The organism is Microcystis sp. LE19-195.1E, from assembly GCF_027532095.1.
GTDB classification, from domain to species: Bacteria; Cyanobacteriota; Cyanobacteriia; order Cyanobacteriales; family Microcystaceae; genus Microcystis; species Microcystis aeruginosa.
On record NZ_JAPZSZ010000149.1, the window covers coordinates 15,554 to 32,856 of the forward strand.

The 17,303-nt window shown below is 45.4% G+C and carries 19 protein-coding genes; 15 read left to right on the plus strand and 4 right to left on the minus strand.

The genetic code is table 11. The annotated features are described in order from the left end of the window. Positions 1-80: 80 nt before the first annotated feature. From O9300_RS08745 to O9300_RS08760, 4 genes are all read left to right on the plus strand, one after another. A complete protein-coding gene (locus tag O9300_RS08745) occupies positions 81-704 on the plus strand; it encodes a class I SAM-dependent methyltransferase (protein ID WP_287971282.1) in 624 nt (207 codons plus the stop codon). A gap of 99 nt (positions 705-803) precedes the next feature. Further along, entirely contained in the window at positions 804-1,358 is a 555-nt protein-coding gene (locus O9300_RS08750; RefSeq protein ID WP_190720770.1) for a YqeG family HAD IIIA-type phosphatase, read from the plus strand. Positions 1,359-1,610: 252 nt separating this feature from the next. Continuing rightward, on the plus strand, positions 1,611-2,366 hold the full coding sequence (locus tag O9300_RS08755; RefSeq protein ID WP_287971284.1) for a class I SAM-dependent methyltransferase: 756 nt from the start codon (positions 1,611-1,613) through the stop codon (positions 2,364-2,366). Positions 2,367-2,424: 58 nt separating this feature from the next. Next, positions 2,425-3,213, plus strand: a complete 789-nt coding sequence (locus tag O9300_RS08760; RefSeq protein ID WP_287971286.1) for an ECF transporter S component — start codon at positions 2,425-2,427, stop codon at positions 3,211-3,213. On the opposite strand, the gene O9300_RS08765 is transcribed toward O9300_RS08760, so the two are convergent. Continuing rightward, a complete protein-coding gene (locus O9300_RS08765) occupies positions 3,210-3,353 on the minus strand; it encodes a hypothetical protein (protein ID WP_287971288.1) in 144 nt (47 codons plus the stop codon). The two genes, O9300_RS08760 and O9300_RS08765, sit on opposite strands and share 4 nt — an antisense overlap. Beyond that, positions 3,338-4,330, minus strand: a complete 993-nt coding sequence (gene ilvC / locus O9300_RS08770) for a ketol-acid reductoisomerase (RefSeq protein WP_287971290.1) — start codon at positions 4,328-4,330, stop codon at positions 3,338-3,340. The genes O9300_RS08765 and ilvC overlap by 16 nt, the downstream gene beginning before the upstream one ends. Positions 4,331-4,838: 508 nt before the next feature. Between ilvC and pilM the strand changes: the two genes are divergently transcribed. The 8 genes from pilM (at position 4,839) to O9300_RS08810 (ending at position 12,424) form a co-directional block, all read left to right on the plus strand. Further along, positions 4,839-5,954 carry a type IV pilus assembly protein PilM gene (gene pilM / locus O9300_RS08775; protein WP_287971292.1) on the plus strand — a complete coding sequence of 372 codons (1,116 nt, stop codon included), beginning with the start codon at positions 4,839-4,841 and terminating at the stop codon, positions 5,952-5,954. Positions 5,955-5,963: 9 nt separating this feature from the next. Then, positions 5,964-6,734, plus strand: a complete 771-nt coding sequence (locus O9300_RS08780; RefSeq protein WP_287971293.1) for a PilN domain-containing protein — start codon at positions 5,964-5,966, stop codon at positions 6,732-6,734. After that, entirely contained in the window at positions 6,731-7,504 is a 774-nt protein-coding gene (locus tag O9300_RS08785) for a pilus assembly protein (protein WP_287971295.1), read from the plus strand. The genes O9300_RS08780 and O9300_RS08785 overlap by 4 nt, the downstream gene beginning before the upstream one ends. Positions 7,505-7,575: 71 nt before the next feature. After that, positions 7,576-9,654 carry a secretin GspD/PilQ domain-containing protein gene (locus tag O9300_RS08790; protein WP_287971301.1) on the plus strand — a complete coding sequence of 693 codons (2,079 nt, stop codon included), beginning with the start codon at positions 7,576-7,578 and terminating at the stop codon, positions 9,652-9,654. 145 nt (positions 9,655-9,799) lie between these two features. Then, positions 9,800-9,940 carry a hypothetical protein gene (locus O9300_RS08795; protein WP_287971302.1) on the plus strand — a complete coding sequence of 47 codons (141 nt, stop codon included), beginning with the start codon at positions 9,800-9,802 and terminating at the stop codon, positions 9,938-9,940. A gap of 178 nt (positions 9,941-10,118) precedes the next feature. Next, complete coding sequence (locus O9300_RS08800; protein ID WP_002737592.1) at positions 10,119-10,316, plus strand: DUF751 family protein; 198 nt, start codon at positions 10,119-10,121, stop codon at positions 10,314-10,316. 41 nt (positions 10,317-10,357) lie between these two features. Beyond that, complete coding sequence (gene rbfA / locus O9300_RS08805; RefSeq protein WP_190357356.1) at positions 10,358-10,750, plus strand: 30S ribosome-binding factor RbfA; 393 nt, start codon at positions 10,358-10,360, stop codon at positions 10,748-10,750. Between the two features lie 93 nt (positions 10,751-10,843). Beyond that, positions 10,844-12,424, plus strand: a complete 1,581-nt coding sequence (locus O9300_RS08810; RefSeq protein ID WP_287971296.1) for a glycoside hydrolase family 3 N-terminal domain-containing protein — start codon at positions 10,844-10,846, stop codon at positions 12,422-12,424. On the opposite strand, the gene O9300_RS08815 is transcribed toward O9300_RS08810, so the two are convergent. Then, positions 12,421-13,620, minus strand: coding sequence for a lipid-A-disaccharide synthase-related protein (locus O9300_RS08815; protein ID WP_287971297.1), 1,200 nt, complete (start codon positions 13,618-13,620; stop codon positions 12,421-12,423). The two genes, O9300_RS08810 and O9300_RS08815, sit on opposite strands and share 4 nt — an antisense overlap. Positions 13,621-13,960: 340 nt before the next feature. On the opposite strand from O9300_RS08815, the gene tsaE reads away from it, so the two are divergent. Beyond that, positions 13,961-14,431 carry a tRNA (adenosine(37)-N6)-threonylcarbamoyltransferase complex ATPase subunit type 1 TsaE gene (tsaE, locus tag O9300_RS08820; protein ID WP_287971298.1) on the plus strand — a complete coding sequence of 157 codons (471 nt, stop codon included), beginning with the start codon at positions 13,961-13,963 and terminating at the stop codon, positions 14,429-14,431. A 37-nt stretch (positions 14,432-14,468) separates the two neighbouring features. Here the strand turns inward: tsaE and aqpZ are convergent, their stop codons facing one another. Then, positions 14,469-15,230 carry an aquaporin Z gene (gene aqpZ / locus O9300_RS08825; protein ID WP_242034573.1) on the minus strand — a complete coding sequence of 254 codons (762 nt, stop codon included), beginning with the start codon at positions 15,228-15,230 and terminating at the stop codon, positions 14,469-14,471. Between the two features lie 268 nt (positions 15,231-15,498). Between aqpZ and O9300_RS08830 the strand changes: the two genes are divergently transcribed. Further along, positions 15,499-16,584: a class I SAM-dependent methyltransferase gene (locus tag O9300_RS08830; RefSeq protein ID WP_287971299.1), complete on the plus strand. Its 1,086-nt coding sequence runs from the start codon at positions 15,499-15,501 to the stop codon at positions 16,582-16,584. A gap of 392 nt (positions 16,585-16,976) precedes the next feature. Continuing rightward, on the plus strand, positions 16,977-17,303 hold a 327-nt coding region (locus O9300_RS08835; protein ID WP_287971300.1), incomplete at its 3' end, for an Rpn family recombination-promoting nuclease/putative transposase.

The window sequence follows — 17,303 nt, forward strand, 5'->3', positions numbered from 1 at the left end:
CAAGTTTAACAATATATCGGTGGAACCGTTAAAACAAATTACAGACAATATAGAACTTAATCAAATCTTGGAGGTTGATCTTGGCGACAATTTTACGTCCCCTCAGTTATCAATATCAATGGCTTTACGATGGTATCTCCCGTCTGGCTGCCCTAGCGGTGGGTGGGGAAGCCCGTTTTCGGCAATTGGCCCTAGAAGGTTTAAAAATCGCTAAAAATGACCCTATCCTCGATCTCTGTTGTGGTGCGGGTCAAACCACCCGTTATCTAGTCCCCCTATCCGATCGCTGTACCGGTTTAGATGTCTCTCCCCGGGCCCTGGAGCGAGCTAGTTTAGCGGTGCCGCAAGCACATTATGTGGAGGGATTAGCCGAAAAAATGCCCTTTAGTGCCGGAGAATTCGCCTTTGTTCATACTAGCGCCGCTCTCCACGAAATGGAACCGGAGCAGTTAGAGGAAATCCTCAAAGAAGTGTATCGTGTTCTCAGACCGGGGGGAATTTTTGCCCTCGTGGATTTTCATCGACCCACTAACCCGCTTTTTTGGCCTTCTTTGTCCCTATTTTTGCAATTATTTGAAACCCATACCGCTTGGCAGTTTATCGATAGGGACCTGATCCAATCTTTACAGGCGCTCGGTTTTCGTGATTGTCAACAAAAATTATACGCTGGTGGCAGTTTACAGGTGATTCAAGCGGCCAAGTGAAGGGATCGGCCAGGCAAGATTTTCAGAGGCAGTCGGTCATTTATACTAAGTAGGGAAGCTGAGTTCGATCGACTCGGTGCCAGTTATTTTTGAGAAGTAATGACTAGAACAAAAATTCTACAACCCGATTTAATTTTAGGGGATACGATTCTCGGTCTCAGTCTGGAGATTTTGAGTCAGCATCAGATTAAGGGATTGATTCTCGATGTGGACGATACCCTTGTTCCCCTCCAGGAAACGACGGTTTCTGACGATTTACAGCGTTGGGTCGATTCCTTGCGTCTTTATCTACCGATTTGGTTGGTAAGCAATAATCTTAGCGAAAATCGTATCGGTGCGATCGCTGATAATTTACAACTTCCCTACCTTCTCGGTGCGGTGAAACCCTCTCGACGCAAACTCCGGCAAGCGATGGCAGCCATGAGTCTCCCCCCCCAACAAATTGCTATGGTTGGCGATCGCTTGTTGACCGATGTTTTAGCGGGAAATCGTCTGGGAATGTTTACCATTCTGGTGAAACCAATGGTAAATCCCTTGACGGGGGGGGCAGCTTATCCAATCCACGATTTTGAGGTGTGGATATCACAAATTCTCGGCGTTTCCCTGCATCCGCAGCATTACTTAATAAAACCTGACCAATCCTCACAAAAGTAAATATTAAAAAATAATTAAGTATAGAGAAAAGGAGGGAAAAGTAGGAAATACTATAGATAATTTGAAATGAGGTCAGCCGAGATAAAGACCTTAAATATAACAAGGTCAATAGATGGACGGTGCCAGTTTTTGCGGATATACGCCAAAAGCTGGCACTACTGTTTTAACGAAAACTTCCTGCTATAATTTGGCCAGATTGTGAGATAATAGGGAACGGTTTTTTAGCTAATTCTCCCTGGCTTCACTCTATATATGAATCGAGATTCTTCCCTGCTATCATCCTCCTCGGTCGCAGAATTCAAGCGCAATTCCTTTGATTTGGAGTCACACCTACAAGACTTTTTACAATTAGACCAAGAAATTTTACAAGCAAAATTAGCGATAGCAAAAGATTCCTTAGCGGCCTTAGCTCATCAAGACTTTTCTTGGACAAATCCAGATTATTTCTATCAGGAAAAAGTCAAAGAAAACTATTTATTTGAATTATCTGCTTGGCATTTATCCAGTCAAGAATATATCGGGGAAACCCTGAGATTAATTGATGATCACGGTAGCGGAAAAGTCTTAGATTTTGGTGGCGGAATCGGTACTCATGCCCTGGCTGCCGCAATGAATTCTGGGGTTGAACAGGTGATCTATTGCGATCTTAATCCCCTACATCATGAATTTGTTCGCTTTCGTGCCGAGCAATTAAATCTCGATACTAATAAGCTCTCATTCTATACAGAAATTCCCGAACGGCTAAAATTTGACACGATTATCTGTTTGGATGTCATCGAGCATTTGCCCTCACCTACGGTCCAACTTAAAAAGTTTTATGACTGGTTAAACCCAGGAGGAAAGCTAATTATTAACTGGTATTTTTTCAAAGGATTTAATCAAGAATATCCCTTTCATCTCGACGATCCCAAAATTATTGAGAGCTTTTTTCAAACCCTACAAAAAGATTTCCTAGAGATTTTTCATCCCTATCACATTACCGTGCGCTGTTATCAAAAAAATCAATAATTGCCGGAAGAAGATCAAACCAGAGGATGATAGAAAAGTTAGAATTACCCTTGCAACTATGACCCTAGATATTATCCCCGAAGGCGAAGAACGCAAAGTGGAAGCTGTCAGTAGTGCTGCCATTGATGGTGCGCCGATCGCCTATATTGTCGTCTTAGCCGCCATTGTCACTACCCTTTCTTTTATTCCCTTCTCCATTGTCCTCGCTTCCGGCGGTAGTATGCCCCTCAGTCAAGCGGTTTTTCCCCTCTTGGGTTGGTTACTCGGCCCGATCGCTGGGGCGATCGCTAGTGGCATCGGGGCCTTAATTGGGGCTTTCCTTGCCCCCTACACGGCAGGAATTCCCGCTATTTCGGTCTTTGGGGCAATTATAGCCAGTTTTGTGGCGGGAACGATGGTTTTAGGCAAAAAACGCCGTTATTGGTGGTTAGGATTAACGTTAATTTTTCTGATTCCCCTGTTTATCTACGCTAACCGGGCGATCGGACTGAACGGCATTTCGCCACGAGTCTTTATCGCCGGGGCTTTCGTCGATTGGTCGGCTTTGGTATTATTTATCCTACCAACCCGGACTCTTTTTACCCATTGGATCAAAGGTAGCAATTTGGCCCTAGTAGCGGCGGGAATTTTTGGGGGTACCTGGACCGCCAGCGGCCTCTCCCATTTAGGGGCCGTCGCCATTACCTACTCGATTTTTAACTGGCCCGAAGAAGTCTGGATCGCTTTAATTGGGATCGTTCCCCTAGAAAATCTGATGCGTTCCTTTGTCGGTATGGTGATCGGTTGTGGTGTGATTGCCGGTTTACGGGCGATCGGTCTGGTTAAATCACGAGAGGCGATCTACTAGGTAGGAGCTGCTGAAAAAGTTTTTCCTGGGGACAGGGTGTGGGGTGTGGGGTGTGGGGTGTAGGGGCGGACGCAAGGGCAAGAATTGCCTGGTTGCGTCCAACCCCCCACCGAAAAAAAGAGAACTAGCGTTTTAGCCAACTCATCATCGCCCGCAGCTCTTGACCGACTTCTTCGATCGAATGTTCTGCCTCTTGACGACGCATAGCGGTGAACCCCGGTTTACCTGCTTGATTTTCGAGGACAAACTCTCTGGCGAATTGTCCCGATTGAATTTCCCCGAGGATTTTCCGCATTTCGGCCTTAGTCGCTTCCGTCACCACCCGCGGACCGCGAGTGTAGTCACCGTACTCGGCTGTATTGGAAATACTATCGCGCATTTTGGCTAAACCGCCCTCGACGATCAGATCGACGATCAGTTTCACTTCGTGTAAACACTCAAAATAGGCTAATTCGGGCTGATAACCAGCTTCCACGAGGGTTTCAAAGCCAGCTTTAATTAAAGCACTTAAACCGCCGCATAATACTGCCTGTTCGCCAAAAAGGTCGGTTTCTGTTTCCTCGCGGAAAGTGGTTTCCAAAACCCCGGCCCGAGTGCCACCGATACCTTTAGCGTAGGCCATCGCCCGATCGCGTGCTTGGCCGGTAGCATCTTGATAGACGGCGAATAAACAGGGGACTCCTTGACCTTGTTCGTAGGTGCGACGGACGAGATGGCCCGGTCCTTTGGGTGCGACCATAACCACATCAACGTTAGCCGGGGGAACCACTTGACCGAAATGAATATTAAAGCCGTGGGCAAAAGATAAAACCTTGCCTTCGCTTAAATTCGGGGCAATTTCGTTGAGATAAATCGTTTTCTGCACTTCATCTGGTAAGAGGATCATGATCCAGTCGGCAATTTTAGCGGCTTGGGCCACATCATAAACCGGAATACCGGCTTCTTTGGCTTTGATTGCCGATTTACTGCCGGGATATAGACCAACAATCACATTAACGCCACTATCCTTGAGATTTAATGCGTGGGCATGACCCTGGGAACCATAACCAATAATAGCGATCGTTTTTCCCGCTAATAAATCTAAATTGGCATCCTCATCATAGTACATTCGTGCCATCGAAATCGCTCCTTAACTTCTTTTGTCACTGTGCAAACTCCTAATTATAGGGGAAAATCACGCCCGTCAGAAGCATTTGATCGCCGGTTTCCTGGAGTCAAGAAAAAATCGTGCCTAGAAAAATTGAAATTTTCTCTAGATAATTGGGTATTCTAACTAGGCCTGGCTGGCTTGATCTAGTGGAGCAAAAAAAAGGGGGGGGTAATGGCCAATTTTTAGCTTGGACTTGGTTGTTTCACCAAAATTGATTACAATATCACCATCATTAAGCACTTCCTCTCCTCCTATCCAGTTAAGATTAACCTCGATCTGAACACAGATAATCGGGTTAGTATTTAGGGCCGAAATAGCGTCTCTCCTTCTCGATTTTTACCTTTTCTGGGTAATTTACCCAGTCAGGATCGTTTATAGACTGATTTACTGCCTTGATCGACCCTAGATAAAATCAGGTCAAAAAATTATTGGCTTTGTTAATCACTAATTCTCTTAGAGCTGCCCAAGAAAATCTATGGTAAGTTTTTTTAAAAAGCTATTGACAAAAAAACCTCAAGGTGTTGGGTTAGAGATCACCCCGGAGCGTATTAACATAGCTCAGATCGCCAAACAGGGACAAAATTATAAATTAGTTAAATGTTGTTCGTCGGATATCCCGGAAGGCATCTTTGAGGAGGGAAAAATCGTCGATTCCCCCGCTTTAGCGGAATTAATCCAAGAAGTCCTCAAGGAAAATAAAATTAACAGCAAACGAGTCGCTACTGGTGTGCCGATGCGCGAGTCAATTATCCGGATTATCCCCATTCCCTCGGAATTGGACGATCAGGAATTGCGAAATCTGGTCTTAAATCATGAGGCTAGTTTATACCTTCCCTATCCTCGCGAGGAAGTGGATCTCGACTACCAAAAACTAGGCTACTTTCAGGATGAAGACGGGATCGAAAAAGTACAAGTATTATTAGTTGCTACTCGTCGGGAGATTACCGATGCCTATATGGAAACCTTCCAACAGGCAGGATTACAGGTAGATGTGCTAGAAATTAATAGTTTTGCCCTAATTCGGACGATTCGCGAGCATTTGCGACAGTTTAGTTCCAATGAAGCCGCCGTTATTGTTGATATAGAATTTGATAACACGGAAATTGCCATCGTGGTGGACGGCGTTCCCCAATTTTCCCGCACTGTCCCCATCGGCACTTTCCAGCTACAAAATGCCCTCTCCAGGGCGATGAATTTGCCCACCTCCCGCAGTCCTGAGATTCTTTTGGGGATGACAATTCCGATTATTGCCTTTGATAGTCTTAGCACCAATACCGGCACTTCCGGGGCCCCTACTAACGCCGGGATGACGGCACTGATGCGCGTTTTAGGGGAATTAACCGATGAGTTACGGCGATCGATTAATTTCTATCTTAACCAAAGTGATGAACTGGAAATCGTCCAGTTACTTTTAGCCGGTCCCGGGGGCGGTTTAGCGCAACTAGACGAATATTTTACTCAACGTCTCAGCGTCCCCGCCATGGCAATCGATCCGATCGCATCACTGAATTTAGATACAACTCAAGAGATTCCTAATACCGAAAGACCTGGATTAGGAACAGTTCTCGGTTTAGGATTACGGGAGGTATAGACAGAAATTATGTATAGTCTTGACGTTAATTTTCTTAAGGATCGCCATCTTACCCAAACGGGCAAAGGAACCCCCGCGTCCAAGATTTCCACCGCTATTAACCTGCGTAAACAAACACCCCTGTGGATCGGTGTGGGAGTGGGGGCCGGATTATTGACACTGACGGGATTACTCGGTTTAATCCTCGGTGTGCAAACCAGCGAAACTCAGGCCAAAATTCAGCAACTGGACGCGGAATTAGGTCAACTGCAAGCCCAAAGCAAAAAGCTAGAAGACCTGAGAGCGCAATTAACGGCAGTAGAAGGAGAAAATCAATCTCTGGTAACTGTATTCAATCAGATTAGGCCTTGGTCAGCCATTCTTCAAGAAATTCGCCAACAAACTCCCCCTAGCGTCCAGCTAACCAGTGTGCAGCAGGTGGAGGTTCCCGCTGCCCCAGATCAAGGGCAACCGAATCGGGCTACTCAGTTAAAAATCAGTGGTTTTGCCAGTAGTTACGAAGCAGTAAATGATTATCTCTTAACCCTGCAAGCTTCTCCTTTTTTACAGGGCAAGAAAACCGCGATCGAAAGTGCTGCCCTGGCCGATTTACCCGTACAGGTGGCCAATCAGTACAAAAATATTAATGTCACTTTCCCCCAAGCGGTTCAATTTGTGATCACCGCCCAATTAAGTGATACTCCCGCTACTCAACAACTGCTCAATCTTACCCGGAATGGAGCACCCGGAGTTGTCACTAGGATTAATACTCTCAAACGCCAAGGAGCCATTCAACCATGACCTTTACCGAAGAATTTGAAGATCGGGAATTAGAGGAATTTGACGAGTATCCTATCGCTTTCGGGATAACTTTTACTCCCCGCAATAGTGGCATCGCTGCCGCTGTGCTAGGTTTACTTGGCTCTTTCTATCTGCTTTTTAACTGGGTGATGCCCGCTTATAATACCTGGCAACAGTTGCAAAACGATGCAGCTGGCAAACAACAACAGGTAGATCAACAAAAAAGCGGTCTCGGCTCCGCAGAATTCCAAAAAATCGAGAGTCAGTTGCAACAAAAACAAGCTATTAAACAGCAAATACTCTCGCTTTTTGCGAAAGAAAAAGACTTAAGCACTATTCTCTTAGATATTAGTAATATCTTTAAGTCTCGCAATGTTAAGCTGATTAGTTTCCAACCCCAAGGACTAGAACCAGTGGTGGTTTCCGATGGTTCCCTCGGTAGCGCGGTTAATAATAAGCTCAAACGTCAAACTCTTAACGTCAAGATCGAAGGGAACTATACTAACACTCAAGAGGTTATTCGGGATTTAGAAAGATTACAGCCGCTCATTTTGCTAAACAGTCTCAATACCCAGATGGAAAAGGAAGGATCGGCGGTTAAAGTGGTTAGTACCGGCAACAATAAAGCCACTATCGTTCCCCAAGGCGATAAACCCGTTACTACCACCTTTCTTCTCGATGTGATTATTCCTCTCAATGCCGAAGAATTAGCGAAATTAGCACCGCCACCCCCTGCCAAAGGTCAACCCCCCGCTAGTCCGCCCCAATAATAGTCTTCAATCCGGTGTGAGTGTTTAGTTTTTTGTCCGTTGAATCCCGTAATCGTTGAGGAGTGAATAAAGTGAATCCGTCCCGCTATGCCCTGTTTATCCCCCAAATTGCCTCGTTTTTATTGATGGCTCCCCTGAGCGCTTTGGCCGAAACCCCCATTTCCTTCCATGGTTCAGAGTTAAAATCCCCTACATTAAAAGTTGAATTTTGGCAAGAGTTTAGTAAAGAAAATTTACAAAAGTCGCAAAATCAGCTTGTCCCTTCAACCGCAGCCGTACAAAAGGAAATCAGCGATCGCATTTTAGCCAGTGAAAAACTGCTCGCCCAAAGTGCGCCCATGGTTCCCAACCCCGAAATTATCATTCAAGGCGTACCCCAAGCCCCCAGTGTTCCCACCCTACCCCGGGCCGTCGCCCCACCGGTGGGAGATATTGCCATCTCTAACATCGATGCTAGTGCCGAAAAGGTCAAATTCGATCGTAATATGACTGTACCTCGTGTTTTACTCCGGGAAGCTTCCGCTAGAGAAGTGTTAATGACCCTTGCTAACTATGCCGGTTATAACGTCGTTTTCACCAGCGCCCAGGGGGAAACTAACGCCACCTCTCAGACAGTTTCCTTGGAATTTACTAACGAATCGGTGGAAAACATTTTTAACGCCGTGTTGTTAATTTCCGGACTCCAAGCTAACCGTCAGGGTAAAACCATCTTTGTCGGGGCGCAATTACCCCAAGGGGCTCGTAATCTGATTAGCCGCACCCTGCGTCTCAATCAAGTTAAAGCTGTCGCCGCCGCCATTTTCCTCGCCACCCAAGGGGCGGAATACCAGCGTTTAGTTACCCAAACCGAGGATATCGTCGATCCCCTCACCGGACGAGTAACCGGTCGCCGGGATGTTGCTCCCACCCTAGAGCCACTGACCCCCCAAAACACAGAAGGATCAAAAGCTGCCCTACTTTTAACCGGTTTAAGAATTGCCGCCGATGATCGCCTTAATTCTATTAATTTAATCGGCGAACCCCGACAAGTCCAGATCGCCACATCCTTATTAACCCAACTGGATGCCCGTCGCCGTCAGGTGGTGGTTAATGTCAAAGTTATCGATGTGAACCTACTCAATACAGACAGATTTAACAGTAGTTTTTCCTTCGGTTTTAACGATGGTTTCTTCGTTCAAGATAACGGGGCAGCAGTGGTGAACTTTGGGAATATCAACCCACCCACTAGCTCAACTGTAGGCAGAGCGGGGGCTTTTGCACAGCCGATAGTTCCTTTAAATAATGTTTTCTCTGGGGAGGGAACACCCACTCTAGAACCTTTTTTTGATGTTCAGGATGCTCCTTTTAGTAATATAACTCAGGGAAGAGTTGTAGATCGAAATACTGGGCTGGTTGTTCCCTATGCCCGTCCTAATTTTGGAAGATTTAATAACCCCTTTCAACCCGGTGTAACAGATATAACAGAAGATAGAATAGAATTTACACCACCCGGTCTATTCCAATATCCCCAAAGATTCCTGATGACCCTGCAAGCGTCAATTCAGACAGGAAATGCCAAGATTCTCACCGATCCCTCCCTGGTGGTGCAGGAAGGTCAACAGGCCACCGTTAAGCTCACCGAGAAAGTGCTAGAAAGTGTGGAGACAAGTGTAGATCCTCTCAGTGGCGAACGCACCACTGTCCCTGTACTGGCCGATGCTGGATTAACTTTAGCGGTAAACGTCGATCAGGTGGATGATAACGGTTTTATTTCCCTGTCGGTTAGCCCTACCATCGCCTCTCCGGGGTCTCCAATTCAATTTAATAGCGGTGGTCTCACAATCAACACCCTTACCCCTCTGATTCGTCGGGAATTGACTTCTGGTTTAGTTCGTCTCCGGGATGGACAGAGTTTAATTCTTTCTGGGATTATCCAAGAAACACAACAAAGTTCTGAGACAAAAGTGCCGATTTTAGGGGATATTCCCATTTTAGGGGCTTTATTCCGCAGTCGAACCAATCAGAATAATCGCAGTGAGGTGATTATTCTCCTCACTCCCAAAATCATCGAAGATACGGCCACCTCTACCCTCGGTATCAACTATCAACCAGGCCAAGATGCGGCGGAAATGCTTCAGCGTCAAGGTTTCCCCGTACAACCGCGACAGTAATCAGTAATCAGTTATATAGGGCTGGCTGAATAAATCTAAAAACCTTATCCAACCAGGTTTTTAGACCTTTTGTCAATCAAAAAGTACCGGATGTGGGAGTGATCAGGGGGCAAATTCAGGGACTTTTTCCCTGAAAATTGGGTAATTGACCCCCTCAAAATCGGTAAAACCCTACACCCCACACCCTACACCCTGCCCCCAGGAAAAACTTTTTGCCGCAAACCCTAATTATCCTCTTTTGGTTAGCCCGAATTCAGGGATCGATCGATGCCCGTTGCAAGCTTGAATGTACCCTTAACTTGATCTAGAGTGGAGCGATTCTGTACTTTTCTCCAGCCAGATAGTTATACCACTAAATAGTACAAAAGTCTAGAGATTCTGTTAAGTCCCTTGAATCGGGCGGCGTGGCAGCACCGAAGCTTACTGCTATAATTGCTTACGGACAAAGATAATAAACAAAATTTATGGGCGACTTTTTTGATAACGTGAGCCGTTACCCCCGCTATCTGATTAGCTTTAGTTTAGGGATTTTCTTCGCCTTTTTCGGCTGGTTAGCCCCTTTATTAAAAAATCCCCTCACAGCGATCGCACTTGTGGGCTTTCTAGGGGGAACTTTCGCCTTTCTTTATTTCACCCTCAAAGCCATGCTCGGATTAGCTTGATACAATGGTAAGGGTTTCGCTGTTTTTAGGGGACAAAAATTATGGCTAACGATCGTCGAGTATCTCGCGTCTCCTCGCTAATTAAGCGCGAGGTCAGCCAAATGTTATTAATGGAAATTAAAGATGATCGGGTCGGTGCCGGTATGGTTAGCGTTACCGATGTGGATCTCTCCCACGACCTGCAACACGCTAAAATTTTTGTGTCTATCTACGGCAACGAAGATGCAAAGGCCGAAACTATGGCCGGTTTAAAAGCTTCCGCAGGATTCGTCCGGCGTGAACTTGGTCAACGCATCCGTCTCAGACGTACCCCCGAAGTGGTCTTCCTAGAAGATTCTTCCCTCGAACGCGGCGATCGAATGTTACACCTTCTTGATCATATTAAAAGCGATCGACCCCCAGAAGATGACGATTCCGCTATCAGTGACCAGTGAACAGTGATCAGTAGAGGATAACTAAATTTAGACAACACTGGGAACTTAAAACTTAAACCTGATAACTGATAACTGATAACTGATAACTGAATAGTGAGCGATCGCATTTTATCCCTAAAAGAACGTATTGGTCAGATGATAGTAGTCCGCGCTTCCGGCTATCTCTTTGACCAACAAATCCGCTATCCTGTCTGGGAACCTGTCAACGCCACCCTGAAACATTGGTTAGAAACCCTCCACCTCGGTGGGGTGATTCTATTAGGAGGCAGCGCCGCCGAAATCGCTTTCCGTAGCCAACAATTACAAAGTTGGTCCAGCGATAATCCTCTCCTCATCGCCGCCGATATCGAGGAGGGAGTCGGCCAAAGGTTTTCCGGCGCCACTTGGTTTCCCCCCCCGATGGCTTTAGGAAAAATAGCCGAAAAAAGCTTGACAAAAGCCACAGAATATGCTAGGGAAATGGGAGCAATTACCGCTAAGGAAGCCCTAGCGATCGGGATTAACTGGATTTTAGCCCCAATTGTCGATGTGAACAATAATCCCGACAATCCCGTTATCAATATTCGTTCCTTCGCCGAAACTCCCGAAATCGTCGCTAATCTAGCTCAAGCTTTTATTTTAGGGGCGAATTCCTATCCAGTTTTGACCACGGCCAAACATTTTCCGGGCCACGGTGACACCAGCAATGACTCCCATCTCGATCTTCCCATCATCAACCACGATCATCATCGCCTAGAAGCGATCGAATTGCCGCCCTTTCAAGCAGCAATCGAGTCGGGGGTTGATAGTATTATGTCAGCCCATCTGTTAATTCCCGCTTGGGATGCCGAATTTCCCGCCACTCTTTCCTCGAAAATTCTTGGGGAAAAACTGCGCCAAAATCTCGGTTTTCAGGGTTTAATCGTCACCGATGCCCTGATTATGGGGGGAGTAACCAAAATTGCCAGCGCTGCCGCCCTAGCAGTGAGGGCGGTACAGGCGGGGGCCGATATACTGTTAATGCCTCCCGATCCGATCGAAGCGATCGAAGCGGTGTATAGTGCCGTGCAAGCGGGTACAATTAGCGAAGCGAGAATTAATGATTCTTGGCAACGTATTCAACGAGCAAAAGAGAAATTGGGGCAAAGACAGCCATCCTTAGAATCCTTAAGCAGTTTAGCGGCACCGCAAGCTCTAGAGATTGTCAGCGATATTTTAAAAGATTCCCAAACAGTTAGCGCTAATTTACCCATTAAAGCCACTCAAGGCCGCAATTTAATCATTATCGATGATTTGCTCAACTGTGACTTTCTCGATCGCTCTTGTCCGGCGGTGACAATTCCCCGACAATGGGGTTATCAAACCCAAATAATCGACCGTAGCACCTTTAATCAGTCCCTCGTCTCCCCAGAAACGACTCTCCTACAAGTATTTATCCGTGGTAATCCTTTTCGGGGTAGTGCCGGATTAAGGGACGAAACGAAAGCTATCTATCAAGCTTTGCTGAAAACCGGACAGATTCAAGCATTGATTATTTATGGTAGTCCCTACGTTTTCCAGTGGTTTCGTCAACAAAGCGCAGAAATTCCCCATCTTTTCAGCTACGGACAACAACCAAGCGCCCAAAAAATTGCCCTAGAAACTATTTTTGAGTGGCCAACTAGCGGCGAAAATCGGACTGATACTTTTCTTTAAGGGCAAAAATTGCCTAGTAACCATCGGGCAATGCGATCGGAGGCACCGGCTGCCCCCATTCTCTGACGACCATTAAAGGCGATTTCTTGCCACTGTGGGGGATTTTGTAATAAATATTCTAACTTGTCTGCTACTGACTCGGCACTATCGCCTAAGAGAATTGAACAGCCTAATAAACGCTGTTGCAGTTTGGCAAAATGGCGAGTAAATTGTGGTCCGGCCCCCGCAATCGTGATCGCCGGTTTACCCAAACCGACGAACTGTTCCGTGGCAGTTCCCGCCATGGCGATGGCCAGATGGCAACGGCCTAAATATTCGGCGTAATCCGTTTGAGAAATAGTTATAAATACTTCTTGACAAATAAACTTATTTGTGCTATGTTCTCGCCAACCCCGGGAAATTAAAGCAGCCGTAAAAGATTCCGGGGGGAGAGAAGGAGCGATCGCCGCCAAAAATTCCAGCTTATAATCGGGAAAACGTCCGATAATGGCGGCCACAGCCTCGATAATTTGCTGCCAATTGTGGAGAGATTCGGGAAAGCGCGAACCGGGTAACAGCAGAATATTTAGGCAATCTTGGGGAAAATCGCCCGTTATCGCGGGTAAAAGGTCATCCATCATCGGATTACCCCCATCGACAACGGGAATTGACCACTGTTGTAAAATTTTGCTAGTTAAACTATCCCGGGGAAAAACCCCCCGACAGCGAGGATGAGCCATTAACCAGCGTTCCCAAGGATAATAATAGGAACCCCAGAGGCGATCGATCATCGAGCTACTATCTAACCATCCTTGCTCATCCCGGAGATAGTATTCCGATTTAGCCGTTCCCACAAAAGCATAATCCCTCTCGCTCAACCAAGCAAGGGCAAGGGGTAGGATATCTCCCACCGCGACAATTTTTCCCCCTTCTTGGCCCCAATTTCTGACCAGACGGTATTGACGAGAGGTTAATCCTAATAATCCCTCCCGTAGATCTCGCCATAATTGTTTCGCATCCCTGGTGATAAAACCCCCAGAGGGCATTTTTTGACCTCGATCGAGAAGGGGAATCCCCAGACGAGTATAAGCATAACCGTTACCCACTAGGGGTAAAGCAGTAATACCCGGACAGTGGGGAGATGATTGCAGTCTTTTAATAATCCGGATCGCGATCTCATCTTCACCGTGGCCATTACTCAAAAATAATAATTTCACTGTTTTTCTTAACTTCTGGCTTAAAGTCCTAAACTTCGGTTGTTTTATTCCCCTCGACCCTAGACAATGCTGATGGTTAGGGAACAATCAATTTTATAAAAGCAGTTAACCAACTCCCATTTAGTCTAATCTACCAGAAGGTTTCGCCGATCGCCTATCTCTGCCCTGATAGCGACCATTTGACCAAAGGTTAAGACTAAGAGATAAGAGATTAGTTTAACTGCTTCTATTTTTCTCGATCAAAAGACCAAATTTGGCCCCCCAGAGCCAAGAAGGTCAGAAACCTGCTCTGATCGCTATATTAGAATCAAGTGATTAATTGGCATCCTAACGGGAAAAAATGATTATCGACTTACCCGATCGAGAAGCTACTGTCAATTTAGGGGAAAAACTGGGGCAAACCCTGGCCCCCGGCAGTGTAATTTTATTAAAAGGCGATTTGGGAGCGGGAAAAACCACCTTAGTACAGGGAATTGGCCTAGGATTGGGTATTCAAGAGCCTATGGCTAGTCCTACCTTCACCCTCGTTAACGAATATAGCGAAGGCCGCCTTCCTTTGTATCATTTGGATTTGTATCGTTTGCAGGGTCAAGATATCGAGGCGCTGTACCTAGAAAATTATTGGCAGGGAATCGAGGTGGATTTAGGGATAGTGGCGATCGAATGGTCGGAACGTTTAACTTTTTTGCCGGAAAATTATCTAGAGATTACTTTACTCGATCGAGGCGAGCAAGGACGACGAGCGCTGCTCAATTTTGTCGGTGGGGACGAAAAAAATAGCGACCCCACAGGAATCGCTATCAGCACTTGACTTTTGAAGCAATCAAACTTTAGCGGTAACTTTCCACTTATTCTCTAACTTGTCTTTCTTCTAAAGTTTCTTCAAAGAAACTATTGTAGAGGAAACCCGCCGCCACGGCCCCAACAATGGGAGCAATCCAGAATAACCATAATTGACCAACGAGAGCTATATTACCGCATAAAAGAGCAACACCGGTACTACGAGCGGGGTTAACGGAGGTATTGGTCACGGGAATGCTAATTAAGTGAATTAAGGTCAATCCTAAACCAATAGCGATGGGAGCAAAACCGGCTGGAGCGCGTCGATCGGTAGAGCCTAAAATGATGATTAAGAACATGAAGGTCAAGACCACTTCCGTGACCAAAGCGGCGAATAAACTGTAACCACCGGGAGAATGTTCTCCGTAACCATTGGTGGCCAGAGGGTTACTGCCTCCCAGAGCGAAACTGGGTTGACCACTGGCAATAATGTAGATAATTACTGCCGCTAAAATCGCCCCTAAAACTTGAGCGATGATGTAGGGAAGTAGTTCCGAGCCGGGGAAGCGTTTACCTGCCCAGAGACCGAAGGAAACGGCGGGATTAAAATGTCCCCCCGAAATATGCCCTAAAGCGTAGGCAAGAGTGAGGACGGTTAAACCGAAGGCGAGGGAGACACCCACAAAAGAAATCCCCAGATGGATATTAAAATCAGCACCATCTACGACACTCTTGGCTTTACCCACAAATACTGCCGCTAAAACAGCACTACCGCAACCGCCGAGAACGAGCCAAAACGTCCCGATGAACTCTGCTAGATACTTTTTCATCTCTATATCAAGGTTGAATGATTTTGCTTTTAGGTTATCTCCCATCAAACCGGATTAAACTGTTATAAGATATTAAAAAATAGTTATTTTTTTATCTTCAATTTGCCGTTCTCATGGGGAAACTATCAGCTTTTTAGGGATATAATAGTAAAAAAATCGGGAATTTCTGCTAATTTCACACTTTCTTTAGATTTACTTCTATCTTGATGTCTGATGGATTTTGGCAGTGTCTGACCCTTTCCGCCGAGTGCTAATTATGAGATGATCGATGCAGGAAGAAAAAGCGATATTTAATATCAACAATACTTTTTATCGACCGGAGAGTAAAATCGTCCGAGATTTAGGAGTTTTAGGGGCGGCAATTGCTCAAAAAGAGCGGGGCAGTTTGCGCGTTTTAGAGGTAATGAGCGGCTCTGGTGTGCGAGCGCTCAGGTATTGGTTAGAAAGTGGTGCGGATTGGCTGTGGGTTAATGATGGTAATCCAGAAATTCAGCCAACTTTAGCGGCTAATTTAGAGAGTTTATTACAACAGAAAAAAGGGAAGATAACCTATAAATCTGCTCAAGAAGTTCTCCTAGAATGTTATCTTAAAAAAGACCATTACGATCTAGTTGATATTGATGCTTTTGGTTCTCCTGCATCTCTGTTTAGTGCTATTCCTTTAGCCACTAAAATCGGGGGTTTAATTTATCTGACTAATACTGATGGACGGACGTTGACGGGTCATAATCTAGAAAATAGTTTAGCTGATTATGGAGCATCTGCTCGCAATCATCCGGCTGCTCACGAACAGGGATTAAGATTAATTATCGCCGGTTTGCAATTAGAATCGGCCCGGTTAGGTTTAGGAATTACGCCGATTTTTTCCTTCTTTTTTGGTCAAAGTTATCGGGTGATGGTGCGGTTAACAGCTAATAGACAATTAAATAGTCATAACTACGGTTTTCTCGGTTATTGTCATAGCTGCGGGGAATATCAATCAGTGCCTTGGACTAAGTTAGGCAAGATAGTTTGTTCTGGGGACGGGCAACCTTTAACCGTAACTGGACCCTTGTGGTTAGGCAGTTTACATGATCGCCTTTATCTAGAAAAAATGGCAGATTTAGCCGAGCAATGGCAGTGGAAAAAGGTAGTTAAATTGTTAGAAATAATGAGGGAAGAAAACGATTTTCCTCCCTATTTTTATAGCTTTAGGCAAATTGGTAGAAGGGGCAAATTAGCTCTACCCAAAAAGGAAGATTTAATTGCAGCTCTCGTGCAACAAGGTTATCGAGCGGCCGCCACCCATATTAACCCGCAAGCACTGAAAACTAACGCTTCTTTAGCCCAATGTATCGCACTGCTCAAGGACTAATTAATTAAGGTTTGCTGAATAAATATAAAAACCTTGTTGGATAATATCTTTAGGCTTGTTTAAAATCAAAAAGTGCCAGATATTGCAGTGATCAGGGGGGAAAATTCAGGTACTTTTTCCCTGAAAATTAGGTAAGCTAAAACGCATCTAAGATGCGTTTTAGCAAGGCAGTTTGATAAATTAATATAATTGCCAGTCGCTATCTTTTGCCGGTAGCTATCAAGTAAAAATCGGCAACCCCGAAGAAAATACCTGAAGCTTTCTCTTAATTGGGGACAAGTTACCGAAAAAGCTTTTACTTCGTCATCCCAATTGCTCAAAAACAGGAGCTTCATGAAGAACACAATAAAAAACTTCTGCTAAAATAGAGGCATCTTTTTGAGTTTAATTGCGTGAAAACTGACAGTATTTTCTATCAACTATTACAAAGATTTCCCGCTTGTTTCTTTGATTTGTTGAACCTTCCCCCCGAAACCGCCAATTCTTATCAATTCTCCTCGGTGGAAGTTAAACAATTGTCCTTTCGTCTCGATGGAGTCTTTTTGCCTGATACAACCAATCAGCCTATCTATTTCCTCGAAGTACAATTTCAGAAAGATAATAGGTTTTATTCCCGTTTCTTCAGTGAAATCTTCCTCTATCTCCACCAAACGGACTTAAGCAACAACTGGCAGGGAGTAGTTATTTATCCTCGGCGTTCAGTGGAAAGCGTAGAGACG

Coding starts and splice junctions, on each gene's coding strand:
- O9300_RS08785 (WP_287971295.1), top strand. CDS start 6,731: ATGACCTTTACCGAAGAATTTGAAGATCGGGAATTAGAGGAATTTGAC.
- O9300_RS08750 (WP_190720770.1), top strand. CDS start 804: ATGACTAGAACAAAAATTCTACAACCCGATTTAATTTTAGGGGATACG.
- pilM (WP_287971292.1), top strand. CDS start 4,839: ATGGTAAGTTTTTTTAAAAAGCTATTGACAAAAAAACCTCAAGGTGTT.
- O9300_RS08830 (WP_287971299.1), top strand. CDS start 15,499: ATGCAGGAAGAAAAAGCGATATTTAATATCAACAATACTTTTTATCGA.
- rbfA (WP_190357356.1), top strand. CDS start 10,358: ATGGCTAACGATCGTCGAGTATCTCGCGTCTCCTCGCTAATTAAGCGC.
- O9300_RS08760 (WP_287971286.1), top strand. CDS start 2,425: ATGACCCTAGATATTATCCCCGAAGGCGAAGAACGCAAAGTGGAAGCT.
- aqpZ (WP_242034573.1), bottom strand. CDS start 15,230: ATGAAAAAGTATCTAGCAGAGTTCATCGGGACGTTTTGGCTCGTTCTC.
- ilvC (WP_287971290.1), bottom strand. CDS start 4,330: ATGGCACGAATGTACTATGATGAGGATGCCAATTTAGATTTATTAGCG.
- O9300_RS08755 (WP_287971284.1), top strand. CDS start 1,611: ATGAATCGAGATTCTTCCCTGCTATCATCCTCCTCGGTCGCAGAATTC.
- O9300_RS08800 (WP_002737592.1), top strand. CDS start 10,119: ATGGGCGACTTTTTTGATAACGTGAGCCGTTACCCCCGCTATCTGATT.
- tsaE (WP_287971298.1), top strand. CDS start 13,961: ATGATTATCGACTTACCCGATCGAGAAGCTACTGTCAATTTAGGGGAA.
- O9300_RS08780 (WP_287971293.1), top strand. CDS start 5,964: ATGTATAGTCTTGACGTTAATTTTCTTAAGGATCGCCATCTTACCCAA.